Genomic DNA, 18,925 nt, shown 5'->3' on the forward strand with positions numbered 1-18,925 from the left:
CGGGCGAGGAGTTGTGGGGCAGGGAGTTGTCAGGCAAGGAAGAGTCTCCGTTCGCGTCGTGCGTGTTCGAGCGCCCACTGTTCGGTGAGCGGGGCCGTACGGGCGGGCAGCCGGTCCGGGCTCCGTACGGCGAGGGCGGTGGTCACCGCCCGGGCCGCGTCGGGTGCGGCGGCGAGGATCCAGGCGGCCGAGTCGAGCGGGTCGCCGGGCAGGAGTTTCAGTGCGGCCGACGCGATGGTCTGGAGCTCGTCGTAGACGACGGCGTGCGCCAGTTCCTCATCGGTGACCCGGAGTACGGCTCCGAGGGCGCCGAGTGCGACCGGCCGCAGGGGACGGGAGTCCAGGGCCGCGAGTGCGGCGACCGCCGGATGGTCCGGGGCCAGCCGCCGGGCGAGCCGCCGCACGCCCCGGCCGAGCGTCGCCGACGCCTCCCGCTGCGGGGCGGCGGGCGTCCGGGCGGCGAGCGCGTCCTGCACGGGCCGGTAGTCGGCCGGGTCCCGCCCGGCGGCCCGCAGGGCGAGGACGGCGGCGGCCGCCTCGGTGACGGCGGTGGTGTGCAGCCGGGACCTGAGGAGCGCGGGGATCCGGTCGCGGGTGAGGCCCGCGGCGACGGCCGGCTCCAGGCCCGCGCTGTAGGTGTACGCGCCGACCGGGAGCCGTCCGTCGCCGAGCAGGAGCGAGGCCAGGGACGCCATCAGAACATGGAGTACCGCTGGGTCAGCGGCAGTTCGGTGGCGGGCGACGGCTCGACGAGCTCCCCGTCGATGCGGATGGCGAAGGTCTCCGGGTCGACGTCGATGGCCGGGAGCGCGGTGTTGTTCGGCAGATCGGCCTTGGTCAGGTGGCGGGTGGGGCGCACGGCGACCAGTTCGCGTACGAGTCCGAGGCGTTCGGCGAGACCGTCGGCGAGGGCGGCCGGGGCGACGAAGCTGACGGAGAGGTGCGGGGCGGCTCCGGCGGCGGCGGTGGGGCGCAGCAGCACGGGCTGGGTGGTGGGGATCGCGGCGTTGGCGTCGCCGAGGGGTGCGTACACGACCATGCCGCCCTTGATGACGGCTGCGGGGCGGATGCCGAAGAACGCGGGGTCCCAGAGCACCAGGTCGGCGAGCTTGCCCGGCTCGACGGAGCCGACGACGTGGTCGATGCCGTGGGCGACGGCGGGGCAGATCGTGTACTTGGCGACGTAGCGGCGGGCCCGTTCGTTGTCGGCGGGCAGGGCGCTGCCGCGGTCCCCGAAGCGCTGCTTCATGACGTGGGCGACCTGCCAGGTGCGGCAGACGACCTCACCGATCCGGCCCATCGCCTGGGCGTCGGACGAGGTGATGGAGAGGGCGCCGATGTCGTGGAGGACGTCCTCGGCCGCGATGGTGGTGGCGCGGATGCGGGACTCGGCGAAGGCCAGGTCCTCGGGGACGCGCGGGTTGAGGTGGTGACAGACCATCAGCATGTCGAGGTGTTCGTCGACGGTGTTGACGGTGTGCGGGAGCGTCGGGTTGGTGGACGCCGGAAGGATGTGGGGGTGGGAGGCGACGGTGATGATGTCGGGTGCGTGGCCGCCGCCGGCGCCTTCGGCGTGGAAGACGTGGATGCCGCGTCCGGCGATGGCGTCGAGGGTCCCCTCGACGTAGCCGGCCTCGTTGAGGCTGTCGCCGTGCAGGGCGACCTGGAGTCCGTAGGCGTCGGCCGCCTTCAGGGCTGCGTCGATGGCGGCGGGCGTGGCGCCCCAGTCCTCGTGGACCTTGTAGCCGCCGGCGCCGCCGAGCGCGGCCTCGCGCAGCCCCTCCTCGCCGACGGTGGAGCCCTTGCCGAACAGCATGATGTTGAGGGGGACGTGGTCCAGGGACCGGTGCATCATCGCGAGGTTCCAGGCGCCGGGGGTGACCGTGGTGGCCTTGGATCCCTCGGTGGCTCCGGTGCCGCCGCCGATGACGGTCGTGGTGCCGGTGGCCAGCGCCTCGTGGAGGGTCTCCGGCATGAGGAAGTGGACGTGGGTGTCGACGGCCCCGGCGGTGAGGACGCGGCCCTCGCCGGAGACGACGTCGGTGCCGGGCCCGATGACGAGGTCCGGGTGGACGCCGTCGGCGATGTCGGGGTTGCCTGAGCGGCCGAGGGCGACGATCCGGCCGGCCCGGATGCCGATGTCCGTCTTGACGACGCCCCAGTGGTCGAGGACCACCACGTTGGTGATGACGAGGTCGAGGGCGCCCTCGGCCCGCGAGGCGGTGGCCTGGCCCATGGATTCGCGGATCGACTTGCCGCCGCCGAAGACGGCCTCCTCGCCGCCGAAGCAGCGGTCCTCCTCGACCTCGATCCAGAGGTCGGTGTCGGCGAGCCTGATGCGGTCGCCGGTGGTGGGTCCGTAGAGCGCCGCATACGCGGCGCGGGTCAGTTGTGCCATGTCAGTCGGCCTCCTCTGCGCCGGTGCCGGTCCCCGGCGCGGCGGGGACGACGATGCCGGGCACCGTTCCGCGTCCGCCGAGTGCGACGAGGGTGATCTCCGCGCCGACGCCGGGCTCGAAGCGCAGCGACGTACCGGAGGGAATATCGAGCCGGAATCCCTTTGCCGACGGGCGGTCGAAGGAAAGCGAGGGATTCACGTCGGAGAAATGGAAATGGGAGCCGATCTGAATGGGCCGGTCCCCGTCGTTCACCACCGTGAGCTGAATCTTCGGGCGGCCGGAATTGATGTCCACGATGCCGGATCCGGTCCGCACCTCGCCGGGGATCACGGGATCGGCGCGGTGATCGTGACGAGCTTGCGCCCGTCGGGGAAGGTGGCCTCGACCTGGACGTCGTGCAGCATCTCGGGGACGCCTTCCAGCACGTCAGCACGGGTGAGGACGGATCGGCCCGCGGTCATGAGATCGGCGACGCGGGCGCCTTCGCGGGCCCGTTCCATCGCCCAGCAGGCGAGCAGCGCGACGGCCTCCGGGTAGTTGAGGCGGACGCCCCGCGCCCGGCGGTCACGGGCAACCATTCCGGCAACACTCAGCAGCAATTTCTCCGTGTCGGACGGAGTCAGAAACATGGGAAACCTCCATGGCGGCAGTCCCCGGAATTCCCGGAATCGCCTCGGCCACGTTCCTCTTATAAACCTCCGGGCGGCGCCGTGGCAACTTCCGTCGCACCGCAAAAAGTCCCTTTCTGCCGTTATCACCTGCCATATACGGGCAAAGCAGACAAATTTTGATGATCGAAGAAGGACGCGGCGGACACGCGAAAGCGGCCGCGCACCCCGGGAACGGGGTGCGCGGCCGCCTGGGTCGCGACGCTCAGCAGGTCACTTCAGACCGAAGGCCCTGATGATCTCCTGGTCCACGGCGAGACCGCCACCGGCCTCCGTGTGCGCCTTGAGCGACACGGCCGTGGCGCCCCTCTCCGGGGTCTTGAACCGGGCGGTCCACGAACCGGCCGAGTCCTTCTTCAGCTGGACCGCGCTCCAGGACTTCCCGTCGTCGTAGCTGACCGACAGCGAGGCCTTCGACGCCTTCACGGCGCCCGCCAGCCACTCCTGCGTGGCGGACGAGAGACCGATCTCGGTCCACTTCCCGGCCTTCACGTCACCGGCCAGGTCGGTGTCGACCGCGTAGTCCAGCTGGAGGAGCGGGATATCGGCCTGCGCCGGCCCTTCCGGGTCGAGGGCGCCCGAGACGAAGTTCCACTCGGTGTGCGTCCGGACCGAGGACTTCCAGGTCTCCGCGTCGCGCGAGGCGTCGAGGACCAGTCGGTACGGAAGCTTCTCGGGTGCGAGGTCCCCCACGTAACCCGCCCGGCCCGGTCCCTCGTCGATCAGCGTGTCGCCCTGGTAGACGGCGACCGTGCCGGTGTCGTACTCCTTGTCCGGCATGGAGCCGGAGTGACCGGCGCCCGCGTCCGTCCACGGCGTGAGGTTGTACTGGATGTCGCCGTACGCCGACCGGAACGGGCCCCAGTAGCCGGTGCCCAGACGCGGCCGGCTGACCGGCGCGAACCAGTCCGCCCTGGTGGTGCTGCCGGCCCGGTAGTCCATGTCGGTGCCGCGCTGCTCCAGCGAGGTGTCCGTACCGGCCTCGTTGTACACCGAGTGGTCCTCGTACCAGAACGAGTCGCCCGGCAGCGGGTTGACCCACTCGGTGCGGACGGCGGGGTACTTCTCGTACTCGGCGAAGCCGATGCCGAAGCCGTAGTCGGGGATGTCGTAGCGGTAGCCGCCGCCGAGCCGGGCCCGGTCGCCGTAGAAGGTGTTCTCCACCTTCGCCAGCTGACGGGTGGACGGGGCGAAGGCCAGCGAACGGTCCGGGATGGTGCCGTCGTGACGGTCGACCAGGTCGTACACGTACCGCGTGAACTTCCGCTCCTCGACGGTCACCTTGCTGCCGCGCCGGGCGGCCCTGACGAGATCCTCGCCGGCGAGGCGCCGGACGGAGGCGACCGGGATGGGGAGCGTGGTGCCGTAGTCGGCGTAGGACTCCATCAGCACGCCGTCGCCGCTGTTGACGACGAACAGCGCCTTGGCGCCGGCGGCGATCGCGGCAGCGGCCCGGTCGGCGGGTGCCACCGTGTCACTGCTGCGGATCACGACCGCCTTGCCCCTGGCGTTCAGGCCCCGGTAGTCGGCGGTGGCACCGTTGCCCGCGAAGACCGTGTCGAGCCGCTTCCGGCTGTCCTCTGCGACGGGCGAACCGCCCTGCACGGTGACCGGCACGTCGCGGCCGTCGGCCGTCAGGTCGACCAGCTTCTCGCCCTGCCGCCAGCGGGTCAGGAAGGAGAAGCTGCCCTGGGTGACCTTCTTCGTGGGACTGGCCCACAACTGGTCGTACGTCAGCGGGATCTGGTAGGCGTCGCGCTGGACGGTGCCGTCCGGCGCTGTGCGTGCCATGTCGTAGCGCAGCTGACGGGTCTCCGTCTCCTGCGGCGTCTTCACGGCGACCTTGTGGGCCTCGGAGGCGTCGAGCGACACGGTCTTCGGCCTGTCGAGGATGATCTCCGGTGCGGCCAGGAAGGCGAGGGCCCTGGAGTCGGCCGTGTCGCCCTTGATGTCGGCGGCGGCCCAGGCGGTGTAGTTGCCCGGGGGCAGCCGCAGGGTGGTGTCGCCGGCCACGCCGACGACGCCCAGGTTCTCGTCGCCGAGGGCGGCGATGACGACCTGGCCGTCCATCGGCTTCCCGTCACGGCCGCGCAGCTGGAGCTTCAGGTCGTAGAGCTCCTGCTCCTTGTTCAGCGCGAACCCGGTGTGCGCGACGGTGGCGCCCGAGGCGTCCTTGGCGATCACCTGCCCGGAGAACGTGGTGTTGACCGGGACCTTCGACGGGTCGAGCGAGAGGACGGCTTCGGCGGTCGAACCGGCCGGCACGGTCAGCTGCTTCGCCGACAGCGTGTACGCGTCCGCGTCGCTGTCCGTCGCCAGATCCAGCGTCACGTCCTCGGTACCGGTGTTGCGGTACGTGATCGTCCGCTCGGCCACCGGATCGGACGCGCTGTGCGGCCAGTCGTACGAAGCGACCGCGACGGAGCCCGTGGCCTCGATCTTCGTGTCGATGGCGGCCTTCACGTCGACCCGGCCGGTGCCCTGCTCGTACGGGGTGTAGGCGGGGAGCACCTTCGACGAGGTCATCAGCGCGTCCTTGATGCGCTGACCGGACCAGTCGGGGTGACGCTCCTTCAGGATGGCAGCGGCACCCGCGACGTGCGGGGTCGCCATCGACGTACCCGACATCGACTGGTACATGCCCTCGATGCCGGGGACCGACTGCGATGCGGCGGCGTTGATGTCGACGCCCGGGGCGGAGAGGTCCGGCTTCAGGCCGTACGAGCGGGTCAGCGGGCCCATGGAGGAGAAGTCGGCCCGGCCGTCCTGCTTGTCGACGGCGGCGATCGTGAGCGCCTTGTCGGCGGAGCCGGGCGAGCCGATCGTGCCGGCGCCGTACGCGTTGCCCGCGGCGATCACGAAGAGCGGACCGCCGTCCGCCGAAAGGGCGTCGACGGCCTGGGCCATCGGATCGGAACCGTCGTCCGGGATGCTGGAGCCGAGGCTCATGGAGACGACGTCGGCGCCCTCCGCCTTCGCCCACTCCATCGCCTCGATGATGCCCGAGTCCGCGCCGGAGCCCTCGTCGCTGAGGACCTTGCCGATGATCAGGTCCGCGGCCGGGGCGACGCCCTTGTTGACGCCGTCCGACGCGGCACCGGAGCCCGCGATGGTGGACGCGACGTGCGTGCCGTGGCCGTTCTTGTCGTCGACCTCCTGGCCCGGCACGAAGCTCCTGGACTCCAGGACGCGGTCCTTGACGTCCGGGTGGTCGGCGTCGATGCCGGTGTCCAGGACGGCGACCTTGGTGCCCTTGCCGTCGAAGCCGTCGGCCCAGGCCTGCGGGGCGTTGATCTGCGGGACGGAGTCCTTGAGCGCCGCCTCGACCCGGCCGTCGAGCCACAGCTTCGCGATGCCGTCGTCCAGCGAACGGGCGGCGGGCGTCTTCGCGATGTCGTCCCAGAACGCCCGCGCGGTGTCCTTGTCCGCCTTCAGCGCCACGCCGTGGATGGACTCCAGCGCGCGGACGGTCCGGCTGCCGCGCGGGGCCGCGGGCAGCGAACGGGCCTTGCCCGCCGGATAGGTGGCGATCAGCGGGATGCCGGCGGACTTCGCGTCGTCGTACCCCATCTTCGCGAGCGCGGAGATGTTGAACAGGCGGCGGTCCAGCCTGCCGGCGGCGATCAGGCTGCCGGCCTCGTCGGGCAGGACGTAGATGTCGTCCCCGGCCTGCTGGACGTGGACCCCGCCCGTCGCACCGTCGGGGCGGTCCACCGTGACGGTGTCCTGGTTGCCGGCGCCGTCGGCGTAGTGGACCACGTCCCCGGTGACCAGGGTGATGTCGTACTGGTGGACCGGATTGCTCCGGCCCCCGGCCGGGGCGGGCCCCTCGGCGGCGGTGGCGGAACCCGTGACGGGCAGCAGCGCGCCGCTCACCAGGGCGACGGAGGTCGCTATGAGGAGGGCTCGGCGCCGCGCGCGGGCGGGTCTCGCCCGGCGTGCGGCGGTGGAGGGTGTGGATGTCATGCAGCTGATCTACCGGTTAACGCACCGGTTCGTCATGGACTATCGGTGGCGGAAAGCCGCCGCGGCGGAGAACCGCCGTCTGATCAGGGCGGATGACGTCCTGCGCCACAGCGCCCGGGGGCGGGGAAAGGGCGGTCCCGCACCCTCTTGTCGGAGGGTGCGGGACCGCCCTTTCCCCGCCGGAGCCCGCGGCCCCGGTTCAGGCCACGGAGCCGATCCGCCCGGCCGGTTCCAGGGCGCGGCTGGGGTGGATCGGGGTGTGTGCGCCGGTCAGCGGGACCCCGCTGCCGCCGCGTCGGTCGGCGACTATCTCGGCGGCGATCGACAGGGCCGTCTCCTCGGGGGTACGGGCTCCGAGGTCGAGGCCGATCGGCGAGTGCAGCCTGGCCAGTTCGAGTTCGGTGACGCCGGCTTCGCGCAGCCGGTCGTTGCGCTCCAGGTGCGTGCGGCGCGAGCCCATCGCGCCGACGTAGGCGACGGGCAGCTTCAGCGCCGCCTCCAGCAGGGGGACGTCGAACTTGGCGTCGTGCGTGAGGACGCACAGGACGCTGCGGGCGTCGACCTCGGCCCCGGCCAGGTAGCGGTGCGGCCAGTCGACGACGAGTTCGTCGGCTTCCGGGAACCGCGTCCTCGTGGCGAAGACGGGCCGGGCGTCGCACACCGTGACGTGGTAGCCGAGGAACTTCCCGGCCCGTACCAGCGCGGCGGCGAAGTCGATGGCCCCGAACACGATCATCCGGGGCGGCGGGACGCTGGACTCGACGAGCAGGGTGAGCGGCTGTCCGCACTGCGAGCCGTCCGCGCCGATGGTGAGGGTGCCGGTGCGGCCCGCGTCGAGCATCGCGCGGGTCTCGGCCGCCGCGGTGCGGTCCAGCTCCGGGTGCCCGCCGAGCCCGCCCTCGTGACTGCCGTCGGGACGGACCAGCAGGGGCCGGCCGAGGAGGTCGGCGGGACCCTCCGTGATCCGGGCGACCGCCGCCGCCTCCCCCCGCGCCGCGGCGGCGAGCGCGGCGGCGAACACCGGGCGGGCGGGGTCGTCCGCCCGGACCGGCGTCACCAGGATGTCGATGACGCCGCCGCAGGTGAGACCGACCGCGAAGGCCGTCTCGTCGCTGTAGCCGAACCGCTCCCGTACGGTCGTGCCGTCTTCGAGGGCCTGTTGGCACAGCTCGTACACCGCGCCCTCCACACACCCGCCGGAGACCGAGCCGATCGCCGTTCCGTCACGGTCGACGGCCAGCGCGGCACCCGGCTGCCGGGGCGCGCTGCCGCCGACGGCGACGACGGTGGCCACGGCGAAGTCGCGTCCCTGCCCGGCCCATCGGTCGAGCTCCTCGGCGATGTCCAGCATCTCGGTCTCCTTGACGGATGTGTGTGGAGGGGTGTGCGTCAGCTGACGCCCAGCCAGCTCTCGATCGGGTGGAGGGCGAAGTAGACGACGAAGATCACCGTCAGCCCCCACATGAAGGCCCCGACCTCGCGGGCCCGGCCCTGGGCGACCTTGATCGCGACCCAGGAGATGACACCTGCCGCCACACCGGTGGTGATGGTGTAGGTGAACGGCATCAGGACCACGGTCAGGAAGACCGGGATGGCGACCGCGCGGTCGCTCCAGTCCACGTGCCGGGCGTTCTGCATCATCATGGCGCCGATGACGACCAGGGCGGCGGAGGCCACCTCGGCCGGCACGATCGCCGTGAGCGGGGTGAAGAAGAGACAGGCGGCGAAGAAGAGCCCGGTGACGACGGAGGCGAGCCCGGTACGGGCCCCCTCCCCGACGCCGGTCGCGGACTCGACGAAGACCGTCTGGCCGGAGCCGCCGGCGACACCGCCGATCGCACCGCCCGCGCCGTCGATGAACAGCGCCTTGGACAGGCCGGGCATGCGGCCCTTGTCGTCGGCCAGCTTGGCCTCCGTACCGACACCGATGATGGTGGCCATCGCGTCGAAGAAGCCGGCCAGCACCAGGGTGAAGACGATGAAGCCGACGGTCATCGCGCCGACGTCGCCCCAGCCGCCGAACTCGACGTCCCCGAAGAGCGAGAAGTCGGGTGACGAGACCGCCGAGCCGCTGAGCTCGGGCGGGCCGCTGCTCCAGATCTTCGGGTCGACGTCGGCGACCTTGTTGATCACCACGGCGACGACGGTGCCGACCACGATGCCGATGAGGATCGCGCCGGGGATGTTGCGGGCCTGCAGCATGAAGATCAGCAGCAGGGTCACCGCGAAGACGAGAACGGGCCAGCCGGCCAGCTCACCGGTGGGGCCGAGGGACACCGGAGTGGCGGTACCCTTCCCCACGAACCCGGCCTTGTAGAGGCCGATCAGGGCGATGAAGAGCCCGATGCCCATGGTGATGCCGTGCTTCAGCGGGAGCGGGATCGCGTTCATGATCAGCTCACGCAGACCGGTGACCACCAGGAGGCAGATCACCAGGCCGTACATCACGCACATGCCCATGGCCTGCGGCCAGGACATCTCCGGGGCGACCTGTGAGGACAGGACGCCGGAGACGCTGAGTCCCGCGGCGAGCGCGAGGGGGACCTTGCCGACGAATCCCATCAGCAGGGTGGTCGCCGCGGCCGCGAGCGCGGTGGCGGTGATCAGCCCGGGCTGGCTGAGGAGGTTGCCGTCGACGTCCTTGCCGCCGAGGATCAGCGGGTTGAGCAGGAGGATGTACGCCATGGCCATGAAGGTCGTGACGCCGCCGCGCACTTCGGTCGCGACGGTGGATCCGCGCTCGGATATGTGAAAGTACCGGTCGAGCCAAGATCTTCCGGCGGGGACGCGTGAGCCGGGGCCCGCGTCCTCCGCGCCGGTCTTCGGTTCCACTGACTGCTGGGTCATGATGCCTGACTCCCAAGGTTCACAGGGGCACCCGCGATGGAGAATCGAAATGCGGGATTTGGGATGACTGCGCTGGCGGCACGACCCGGGGGACGGCCCGAGACGAACTGTTCATGCGGAGTGGAGAGAACGGGTACTGCGGTGGGACTGTTCAAGGGCCGCGAGCGGTGCGGAACTTGGGTTCTCCGGGCGGTGCGGGCGGAGGAAGTGTGACGTTCCCTGGAGGCGCGCACCGCCCGGAGAGCTGTGGAGGAGCTCCGGTCAGGTGCCGGTGAGGTGCTCGGGTCGTACCGGCGTCCTGTTGAGCTCCAGTCCCGTCGCGTTCCGGATCGCCGCGAGGACGGCCGGGGTGGACGACAGGGTGGGGGCCTCGCCGATGCCACGGAGCCCGTACGGGGCGTGTTCGTCGGCGAGTTCGAGCACGTCGACCGGGATGGTCGGGGTGTCGAGGATGGTGGGCAGCAGGTAGTCCGTGAAGGACGGGTTGCGCACCTTCGCGGTCTTCGGGTCGACGATGATCTCCTCCATCACGGCGACGCCCATGCCCTGGAGGGTGCCGCCCTGGATCTGGCCGAGGACGGAGAGCGGGTTGAGCGCCTTCCCGACGTCCTGGGCGCAGGCCAGTTCGATGACCTTGACCAGGCCGAGTTCGGTGTCGACCTCGACGACCGCGCGGTGCGCGGCGAAGGAGTACTGGACGTGGCCGTTGCCCTGTCCGGTGCGCAGGTCGAAGGCCTCGGTGGGCCGGTGGCGCCACTCCAGCTCGACGTCGACCGCCTCCTCCTCCAGTACGTCGACCAGATCGGCCAGCACCTCGCCGCCGTCGGTGACGACCTTGCCGCCCTCCAGGAGGAGTTCGGCGGTGGCCCAGGCGGGGTGGTACGTACCGAACTTGCGGCGGCCGATCTCCAGGACCTGTTCCCGGACGGCCTCGCAGGAGTTCTTCACGGCGCCGCCGGTGACGTACGTCTGCCGGGAGGCCGAGGTGGAGCCCGCCGAGCCGACGCGGGTGTCGGCCGGGTGGATGGTGACCTGGGAGACGCCGAGTTCGGTCCGGGCGATCTGGGCGTGCACGGTGACGCCGCCCTGGCCGACCTCCGCCATCGCGGTGTGCACGGTCGCGACGGGTTCGCCGCCGATGACCTCCATGCGCACCCGGGCGGTGGAGTAGTCGTCGAAGCCCTCGGAGAAGCCGACGTTCTTCAGCCCGACCGCGTAGCCGACACCGCGCACGACGCCCTCGCCGTGGGTGGTGTTGGAGAGTCCGCCGGGCAGCGCGCGGACGTCGGCGTGCTCGCCGGCGGTCTCCCACTGGCGCTCGGGCGGCAGCGGCCTGGCCTTGACCCGGCGCAGCAGCTCGGCGACCGGGGCGGGCGAGTCGACCACCTGGCCGGTCGGCAGCAGGGTGCCCTGCTCCATGGCGTTGAGCTGCCTGAACTCGACGGGGTCCATGCCGAGTTCGGCGGCGACCTTGTCCATCTGCGCCTCGTAGGCGAAGCAGGCCTGGACGGCGCCGAAGCCACGCATCGCCCCGCACGGCGGGTTGTTGGTGTAGAGCGCGAGCGCCTCGATGTCGACGTCCTCGATGACGTACGGGCCGACCGCCAGCGAGGAGGCGTTGCCGACGACGGCCGGGGAGGCGGAGGCGTAGGCCCCGCCGTCCAGCACGATGCGGCACTTCATGTGGGTGAGCTTGCCGTCACGGGTGGCGCCGTGCTCGTACCAGAGCTTGGCGGGGTGGCGGTGGACGTGCCCGAAGAAGGACTCGAAACGGTTGTAGACGATCTTGACCGGCTTGCCGGTGCGCAGCGCCAGCAGGCAGGCGTGGATCTGCATCGACAGGTCCTCGCGGCCGCCGAAGGCACCGCCGACGCCGGAGAGCGTCATGCGGACCTTGTCCTCGGGCAGGCCGAGGACGGGGGCGATCTGGCGGAGGTCGGAGTGCAGCCACTGGGTGGCGACGTACAGGTCGACGCCGCCGTCCTCGGAGGGCACGGCGAGACCGGACTCGGGGCCGAGGAAGGCCTGGTCCTGCATGCCGAAGACGTACTCGCCGCTGACCACGACGTCGGCGCGGGCCTTCGCGGCCTCCGCGTCGCCGCGGACGATCGGCTGCCGGTGCACGATGTTGGGGTGCGGCACCTCGCCGGCGTGGTGGTCGTCGCGGCCCTCGTGGAGGACGATCGCGTCGGGGGCGGTCGCGGAGGCCTCGTCGGTGATGACCGGGAGCTCGCGGTAGTCGATCCTGATCTTCGCCGCGGCCCGGCGGGCCGTCTCCGGGTGGTCGGCGGCGACGATCGCCACCGGCTCGCCGTGGTGGCGGACCCTGCCGTTGGCGAGGACGGGGGTGTCCTGGTACTCCAGGCCGTAGTTCTTCACCGCGGTCGGCAGGTCGTCGTAGGTGAGCACGGCGTAGACGCCCGAGGTGGCGAGCGCCTCGGAGGTGTCGATCGAGGCGATCTCGGCGTGCGCGACGGTGGAGCGCAGGGTGTGGCCCCAGAGCATGTCCTCGTGCCACATGTCCGAGGAGTACGCGAACTCGCCGGTGACCTTCAGGATTCCGTCCGGGCGCAGCGTGGACTCGCCGATGCCGCCCTTGGTGCGGGTGCCCTGGTTGATATTGGTGGGGGAACCGGTAACGCCCATCGTCTAGACCGTTTCTTCCGCGCGGGCGGCCGCGAGGCGGACCGCGTCGAGGATCTTCTCGTAGCCGGTGCAGCGGCAGAGGTTGCCGGAGAGCGCCTCGCGGATGTCCGCGTCGGACGGCTCCGGGGTGCGCTCGAGCAGCTCGTCGGCGGCGACCAGCAGTCCGGGGGTGCAGAAGCCGCACTGGACGGCTCCGGCGTCGATGAACGCCTGCTGGATCGGGGAGAGTTCACCGGTGTCGCGGGTCTCCTCGGCGGACGGCTTGGCCTTCCACCGCTGTGCCTTGTCGACCGTGGTGCCGCAGGCGCCCGACGCGCAGCCGGTGCCGGGGTGGGCCTCGGTGCGGTGGGCGGCGAAGTCGGCGAGGCCTTCGACCGTGACGACGTCGCGGCCCTCGACCTGGCCGGCCGCGACCAGACAGGAACAGACCGGGACCCCGTCGAGGCGGACCGTGCAGGAGCCGCACTCGCCCTGCTCGCAGGCGTTCTTGGAGCCGGGCAGGCCCATCCGCTCACGCAGGACGTACAGGAGGGACTCGCCCTCCCAGACGTCGTCGGCCTCGTGACGTCGGCCGTTGACCGTGAAATTGACGCGCATGATCAGGCAGCTCCTTCGGTGCTGCGGCCGTTGCCGCGGTACGACTCCCAGGTCCAGCCGAGGGTCCGGCGGGCCATGATCCCGACCGCGTGCCGGCGGTAGCTCGCGGTGCCGCGCACGTCGTCGATCGGGTTGCAGGCGGCCGCGGCGAGCGTGGCGAACTGCTTGGCGACGGACGGCGTGATGATCGTGCGGCTGTCCCAGAACCCGCCCTCTTCCAGCGCGGCGTTCAGGAACTCCTCCGCCTCCTTCGCCCGTACGGGTGTCGGGGCGGCGGATCCGATGCCGGTGCGGACGGTGCGGGTCTCCGGGTGCAGTGCCAGGCCGAAGGCGCAGACGGCGATGACCATCGCGTTGCGGGTGCCGACCTTGGAGTACTGCTGCGGCCCGTCGGCCTTCTTGATGTGCACGGCCCGGATCAGCTCGTCCGGCTCCAGGGCGTTGCGCTTGACGCCGGTGTAGAAGGCGTCGATGGGGATCATCCGGATGCCGCGGACGGACTCGGCCTCGACCTCGGCGCCCGCGGCGAGCAGGGCCGGGTGGGCGTCACCGGCGGGTGACGCGGTGCCGAGGTTGCCGCCGACGCCGCCGCGGTTGCGGATCTGCGGCGAGGCGACGGTGTGCGAGGCGAGCGCCAGTCCGGGCAGCTCGGTGCGCAGGTGCTCCATGATGGCGCTGTACGGGACAGAGGCGCCGAGCCGTACGCTCTCCTGGCCCACCTCCCACTCGGACAGGTCACCGATGCGGTTCAGGTCCAGGAGGTACTCGGGCCGCCGGTGGTCGAAATTGATCTCGACCATCACATCGGTGCCGCCCGCGATGGGCACAGCCGTAGGGTGCTCGGCCTTGGCGGCGAGCGCCTCCTCCCAGCTGGCGGGGCGAAGGAAGTCCATGAGTGGCTCTCTTCTTCTCAATCGGGTCGTTCACTGGGGGCTGGAGACGGCCGGCCCTCGACTGGTCGTTCATGTGTTGTTAACGCGGTGTGTGGCCCAGTACACAAGCCCTGCTCCACCTGGTGCAGTCACCGAAACCATGAAGGAGTTGGCTGGTCTTCGCCCTCGTCTTGTAGATTCGAACGAATGGCGGGGAACGGTTACCTCGCCGCAATACCCAGTTTTCCCCCGCACCAACGAAAGAGAACGGCGGCGACGAGATGCGGCTGCGCGCACTGCTGGAGACCGACGCGCTGGGCCTGCGGCTGCTCGGCGACGACGAGGAGCTGGACCGGACGGTCCGTGGCGTGATGACCACCGACCTGCGGGACCCCAGCCGCTACCTCACGGGCGGTGAGCTGGTCCTGACCGGCCTGGCCTGGCACCGGGACGCGACGGACTCGGAGCCGTTCGTACGGATCCTCTCCGGCGCCGGGGTGGCCGGGCTCGCGGCGGGCGAGGCGGAGCTCGGTGCCATTCCGGACGATCTGGTGGAGGCGTGCCGCCACCACCGGCTGCCGCTCTTCGCCGTCCATGAGACCGTCGCGTTCGCAACGATCACCGAGCATGTGGTGCGGCAGGTGTCCGGCGAGCGGGCCGGTGACCTGGCGGCGGTCGTCGACCGGCACCGCAGGCTGATGACCTCGGGCCCGGCGGGCGGCGGGCCGGAAGTAGTCCTCGATCTGCTCGGCTCCGACCTGGACCTGCACGCCTGGGTGCTCTCGCCCACCGGCCGGCAGATCGCGGGCGCCGGCGCGCCGCTGCCCGGCCCGCTGGGTGCGGAACTGGCCGGGCTGCACCTGGCCGCGGTCCGCTCCGGCCGCCGCGCCCCGCACCGGGCGACGATCGGCGGGGTGACGTATTCGCTCTTCCCGATCCGGAACAACGGCCGGGGAGCCGTGCCGGCCTCCCGTGATGTCCGGGAGTCGGTGCTCTCCGACTGGCTGCTGGCCGTCGAGGCCGACGCGGGCGACTGGCCGGCGGCCCGGCTCGACCTCCTCCAGGGGGTCACCCAGCTGATCGCGGTCGAGCGGGACCGGCGCGACGCGGCCCGTACGGTGCGCCGCAGGCTCGCCCAGGAGGTCCTGGAGCTGGTCCAGGCCGGTGCCCCGCCCGCCGAGATCGCCGCCCGGCTGCGGGTCGCCGCCCCGGTGCTGCTGCCGGGTCTCGGCACCGCTCCGCACTGGCAGGTCGTGGTGGCCCGGGTCGAGTGGGACGAGGACGGCGCGCCCGGCGGCAGCGGTTCCGGGATCGCGGGCGGCCCGGTCGCCCAGGCGCTGCTGGAGGAGATCCTGGTCGACCCGGCCGTGACCGGGCCGGATTCGGCCGACCGGATCGCGGTCGCCCATACGGGTGACGAGGCCATCGCGCTCGTGCCGCTGCCCGCCGCGCCGGCGCCGCCGGCGGACGCGGACGACGGCGCCGCCGACGACGCCGGGGCCGACGATCCCGCGCTGCACGCCGACGCCCTGCTGGCCGCAGTCCGCACCCCGCTCTCCGCGGGTCTCGCCGACGACGGCCGCCTGACACTGGGTGTCAGTGCTTCGGTGCATTCGCCCGAGGGGCTGCGCGGCGCCCTGGAGGAGGCCCGGCACGCCCGGCGGGTGGCTGCGGCCCGGCCGGGGAGGGTCTGCGCGGCCGGTCACCACGAACTGGCCTCGCACGTCCTGCTGCTGCCGTTCGTCCCCGACGACGTGCGCCGCGCGTTCACCGCACGCCTGCTCGACCCGCTGCGGGACTACGACCGGCGGCACCGCGCGGAGCTGATCCCGACCCTGGAGTCGTTCCTGGACTGCGACGGTTCCTGGACCCGCTGCGCGGCCCGGCTGCATCTCCACGTCAACACGCTGCGCTACCGGGTCGGGCGAATCGAGCAGTTGACGGGGCGTGACCTTTCGCGGCTCGAGGACAAGCTCGACTTCTTCCTCGCCCTGCGGATGAGCTGACTCCCGGGGGTCCCGGCCGTCCCCGCGGGTCCCGGTCGATTGTGAAAAGTTTCACCTGACATTGTCTCGACCTCTTGGCCCGGCGTGCCATTCCGTGCTGTGATGCGGCCAGACTCAGAGCGTCCGCCCTCTCGACGGCCGGACACTCTCCACAGCTCGATGGCGCGCTCGGGGAGGGCAATGTGGCGTATACCGCCATGTCTGGTTCCGGAACGACAGCAGATGACGATCCGCCGCTCCAGACAGCCGTATGGCGGTTGCGCTCACGCGCCTGCTGGACGGACGCCGCGGCTCTGCTCGAACACGACGCCGCCACCGATCCGGCCGCCGCGCTCCAGCGGACGGCCCTGCTGACGGAGCGCTGTCTCTACACCGGACAGGGCTGGACGGAGGCGGAGGACGCGCTGCGCACCGCCGAGGCCATGGCCCACGACGACGCCGAGCGCGGGGCCGCCGCCTGCGAGCGCGGCTATCTGGCCTACGCGTCGACGCTGCTCGGGGTACGGGACCGGGCCGACGAGGCCCGGGTGGCGCTGAGCCGGGCCGCGGCCCTCCTCTCCCCGGCCGCGGCGGGCCGTCCGCTGCTGGACTTCCGGCGGGGCCTGATCGCGCAGAACATCGCCGACTCGCCGCAGGCCGCCCGGGCCGCGTACCGCAGGGCCCACGCGGGCGCGACCGCCCAGGGCGACGCGCTCCTGCTCTCCTCCACCTGGCGCCACCTGGCCCTGATCGCGCTGCGCGAGGGCGAGCTCGCCGAGGCCCGGCACGGCTTCGCGGAGTCCCTGCGGATAAGGGAGGAGCTCGGCTACCTGGTGGGTACGGCCCCGGCGCTCATCGCCCTGGCCGACGCGGAGCCCGAGCCGGAGGCGGCGACCCGGCTGCGGGCCGAGGCGGGCCGGCTGTTCCGGCTGCTCGGCGGTGTGCCGACCTGGCTGGCACCGCACCTGGACCCGCCGGGTCCGGAGACGGCCGAGGCGAACTGAGACGGCGACGGCCTGGGGGCGCCTGGGGGCGGCCCCGGGCCGGGTGTCAGCCCCCGGAACCGGCGAAGTGCTCCCGGACGAGTGACTGGACGACGGTGACGTCCTGGGCGATCAGCGCGTCCAGCAGTGCCGTGTGCTCGGAGGCGTCCGCCAGCAGGTCGGCGCGCCGGGTGACGGGGTTGCCCTCCAGCGGCCACTGGGAGCGGCGGTGCAGCTCGTCGGCGACCAGCACCAGCTGGGCGTTGCCGGCGAGGGCCAGCACCGCACCGTGGAAGGCCCGGTCGGCCTCGGCGTAGCTCGCCCGGTCCCCCACGGCGGCCGCGGCGACGGTGGCGTCGGCCAGCGGGCGCAGGGCGCACCAGCCGGCCGGCGGGACGGTGCGGGCGAGCCGCAGCATGACGGGGACCTCGATCAGTGCCCGCACCTCGGCCAGCTCCGCCAGTTCACCGGCGCCGCGCTCGGCGACCCGGAAACCGCGGTTCGGCACGACCTCCACGGCCCCCTCGACGGCCAGCTGCTGCATCGCCTCGCGCACCGGGGTGGCCGAGACGCCGAAGCGGGCGCCGAGCGCCGGTGCGGAGTAGACCTGTCCGGGAACCAGCTCGCCGTCGACGAGGGCGGCGCGCAGGGCGTCCAGGATCTGGCCGCGCACGGAGTGCCGCTGCACCGGGGCCCGGGGGGCGGGCGGCTCGCTGTGGGTGTGCTCCCCACGGGCCTGTTCGGGCACCCGGACGGACGAGGAGGGGGTCACGGATGCGGCGGGCCCGTACGGTGCCCACGCGCTCTCACGCGCTCTGCCCTGCTCCACGGATACCTCCTCGACCGGTCGCGGGCGCGGCTCGCGAGTACCGCGCCCCGTGTGCACGATAGGCGGACAGGGCTGCAGTTCAAACATCGATCCGTTCGGGTAAGGTAAGGCTTACCTGCAAACGATCGCGATTCGGTGGTCCCTGCATGACCCTGCCCACACTGCTTCCCGGCGCCACGACCTCGGCGGTCACGGACGCGTACGCGCGCCTCGCCGAGGTCTTTCCCGGCCTGCGCGCCGAGGTGCTCGACGACGGCGAGCCCTCCCCCGACGGCTCCGGCTGGGTGGGCGCGCACGAGCTCGCGGCCGGCGGCAGCGCGCTGGACACCTTCCTCTCCTGGGACGAGGCGCAGGTGCTCCGGGACTACGGGCAGCAGGCCAGGCCCGATGTGATCGCCGGCTTCGGACTGCACCGCTACGCCTGGCCGGCCTGCCTGCTGGTGACCGTGCCGTGGTTCCTGCACCGGCGGGTGCCCCGGATCCCGGTCGAGGACGTCGCGTTCCAGCGGGCACTGGGCCATCTGACCGTGCGGGTGCGGGAATTCGCCTGCCTGCCGGACGATCCGGCGGCCGGGCTGCCGGGCGCGCGGGTGGTGGCCGACGAGGCCGCGCTGCGCGCCGAGGTGCTCGCGTCCGTGGCCGAACACCTCGGCCCGGTGCTCGACGGCTTCCGCCCGCGCATGCGGCGCGGCAAGCGGGCCCTGTGGGGCATGGCGACGGACGAGATCGTCGAGGGCCTCTGGTACGTCGCCCATCTCCTCGGTGAGGAGAGGCGCGCGATGGCGGAGCTGGAGGCGCTCCTGCCGGGCACCACGAAGCCGTACGTCGGCACGGCGGGCTTCCGGGAGCTGACCGGCCCGGACGGCGAGTCACTGCCCACCCGCGACCGTGCGAGCTGCTGCATGTTCTACACGCTGCGGCCCGAGGACACCTGTGTCACCTGCCCGCGCACCTGCGACGCGGACCGGGTCCGGAAGCTGACGCCCGCGCCGTAGCCCGCACCCTGCGGGCTGTCCCGCGATTCCTGGCGGGACAGCCCTGGCTCCGGCGCAGAACCGAGGCCGCTCGCACGAGTGGCGCGAATCGAACACAACTCCCCTGCGGCATACGGGCATTCGACCAGATCGCGGTTA

General features: G+C 72.1%; 14 protein-coding genes. 3 read left to right on the forward strand and 11 right to left on the reverse strand.

Annotation, left to right across the window (positions count from 1 at the left end; translation table 11 throughout):
- Positions 1–29: 29 nt before the first annotated feature.
- The 10 genes from OG521_08165 to OG521_08210 all read right to left on the reverse strand — a co-directional run bounded on the left by OG521_08165 (position 30) and on the right by OG521_08210 (position 14,016).
- Positions 30–695 (reverse strand): urease accessory protein, encoded by a 666-nt coding sequence (locus tag OG521_08165; GenBank protein ID WUW20767.1) that lies wholly within the window; start codon positions 693–695, stop codon positions 30–32.
- Positions 695–2,398 (reverse strand): urease subunit alpha, encoded by a 1,704-nt coding sequence (locus tag OG521_08170; GenBank protein ID WUW20768.1) that lies wholly within the window; start codon positions 2,396–2,398, stop codon positions 695–697. The genes OG521_08165 and OG521_08170 overlap by 1 nt, the downstream gene beginning before the upstream one ends.
- A gap of 1 nt (position 2,399) precedes the next feature.
- Positions 2,400–2,729 carry an urease subunit beta gene (gene ureB / locus OG521_08175; protein ID WUW20769.1) on the reverse strand — a complete coding sequence of 110 codons (330 nt, stop codon included), beginning with the start codon at positions 2,727–2,729 and terminating at the stop codon, positions 2,400–2,402.
- Positions 2,726–3,028 (reverse strand): urease subunit gamma, encoded by a 303-nt coding sequence (locus tag OG521_08180; protein ID WUW20770.1) that lies wholly within the window; start codon positions 3,026–3,028, stop codon positions 2,726–2,728. The genes ureB and OG521_08180 overlap by 4 nt, the downstream gene beginning before the upstream one ends.
- A gap of 252 nt (positions 3,029–3,280) precedes the next feature.
- Complete coding sequence (locus tag OG521_08185; protein ID WUW20771.1) at positions 3,281–7,033, reverse strand: S8 family serine peptidase; 3,753 nt, start codon at positions 7,031–7,033, stop codon at positions 3,281–3,283.
- Between the two features lie 199 nt (positions 7,034–7,232).
- On the reverse strand, positions 7,233–8,384 hold the full coding sequence (locus tag OG521_08190) for an XdhC family protein (protein ID WUW20772.1): 1,152 nt from the start codon (positions 8,382–8,384) through the stop codon (positions 7,233–7,235).
- A 38-nt stretch (positions 8,385–8,422) separates the two neighbouring features.
- Positions 8,423–9,880, reverse strand: a complete 1,458-nt coding sequence (locus tag OG521_08195; protein ID WUW20773.1) for an NCS2 family permease — start codon at positions 9,878–9,880, stop codon at positions 8,423–8,425.
- A gap of 261 nt (positions 9,881–10,141) precedes the next feature.
- On the reverse strand, positions 10,142–12,526 hold the full coding sequence (locus tag OG521_08200) for a molybdopterin-dependent oxidoreductase (protein WUW20774.1): 2,385 nt from the start codon (positions 12,524–12,526) through the stop codon (positions 10,142–10,144).
- A gap of 3 nt (positions 12,527–12,529) precedes the next feature.
- The gene (locus OG521_08205; protein WUW20775.1) at positions 12,530–13,123 is read right to left on the reverse strand and encodes a (2Fe-2S)-binding protein; all 594 of its coding nucleotides are present in this window, start codon (positions 13,121–13,123) and stop codon (positions 12,530–12,532) included.
- Positions 13,124–13,125: 2 nt separating this feature from the next.
- Positions 13,126–14,016: an FAD binding domain-containing protein gene (locus tag OG521_08210; GenBank protein WUW20776.1), complete on the reverse strand. Its 891-nt coding sequence runs from the start codon at positions 14,014–14,016 to the stop codon at positions 13,126–13,128.
- Positions 14,017–14,276: 260 nt separating this feature from the next.
- On the opposite strand from OG521_08210, the gene OG521_08215 reads away from it, so the two are divergent.
- Both OG521_08215 and OG521_08220 read left to right on the forward strand, forming a co-directional pair.
- A complete protein-coding gene (locus tag OG521_08215) occupies positions 14,277–16,001 on the forward strand; it encodes a PucR family transcriptional regulator ligand-binding domain-containing protein (GenBank protein WUW20777.1) in 1,725 nt (574 codons plus the stop codon).
- A gap of 197 nt (positions 16,002–16,198) precedes the next feature.
- Positions 16,199–16,984 (forward strand): hypothetical protein, encoded by a 786-nt coding sequence (locus tag OG521_08220; protein WUW20778.1) that lies wholly within the window; start codon positions 16,199–16,201, stop codon positions 16,982–16,984.
- Between the two features lie 46 nt (positions 16,985–17,030).
- Here the strand turns inward: OG521_08220 and OG521_08225 are convergent, their stop codons facing one another.
- Positions 17,031–17,792, reverse strand: coding sequence for a GntR family transcriptional regulator (locus OG521_08225; protein WUW20779.1), 762 nt, complete (start codon positions 17,790–17,792; stop codon positions 17,031–17,033).
- A gap of 146 nt (positions 17,793–17,938) precedes the next feature.
- Between OG521_08225 and OG521_08230 the strand changes: the two genes are divergently transcribed.
- Positions 17,939–18,787 (forward strand): (2Fe-2S)-binding protein, encoded by an 849-nt coding sequence (locus OG521_08230; GenBank protein WUW20780.1) that lies wholly within the window; start codon positions 17,939–17,941, stop codon positions 18,785–18,787.
- The last annotated feature ends 138 nt before the right edge of the window (positions 18,788–18,925 follow it).

The organism is Streptomyces sp. NBC_01463, assembly GCA_036227345.1.
Lineage (GTDB): Bacteria > Actinomycetota > Actinomycetes > Streptomycetales > Streptomycetaceae > Streptomyces.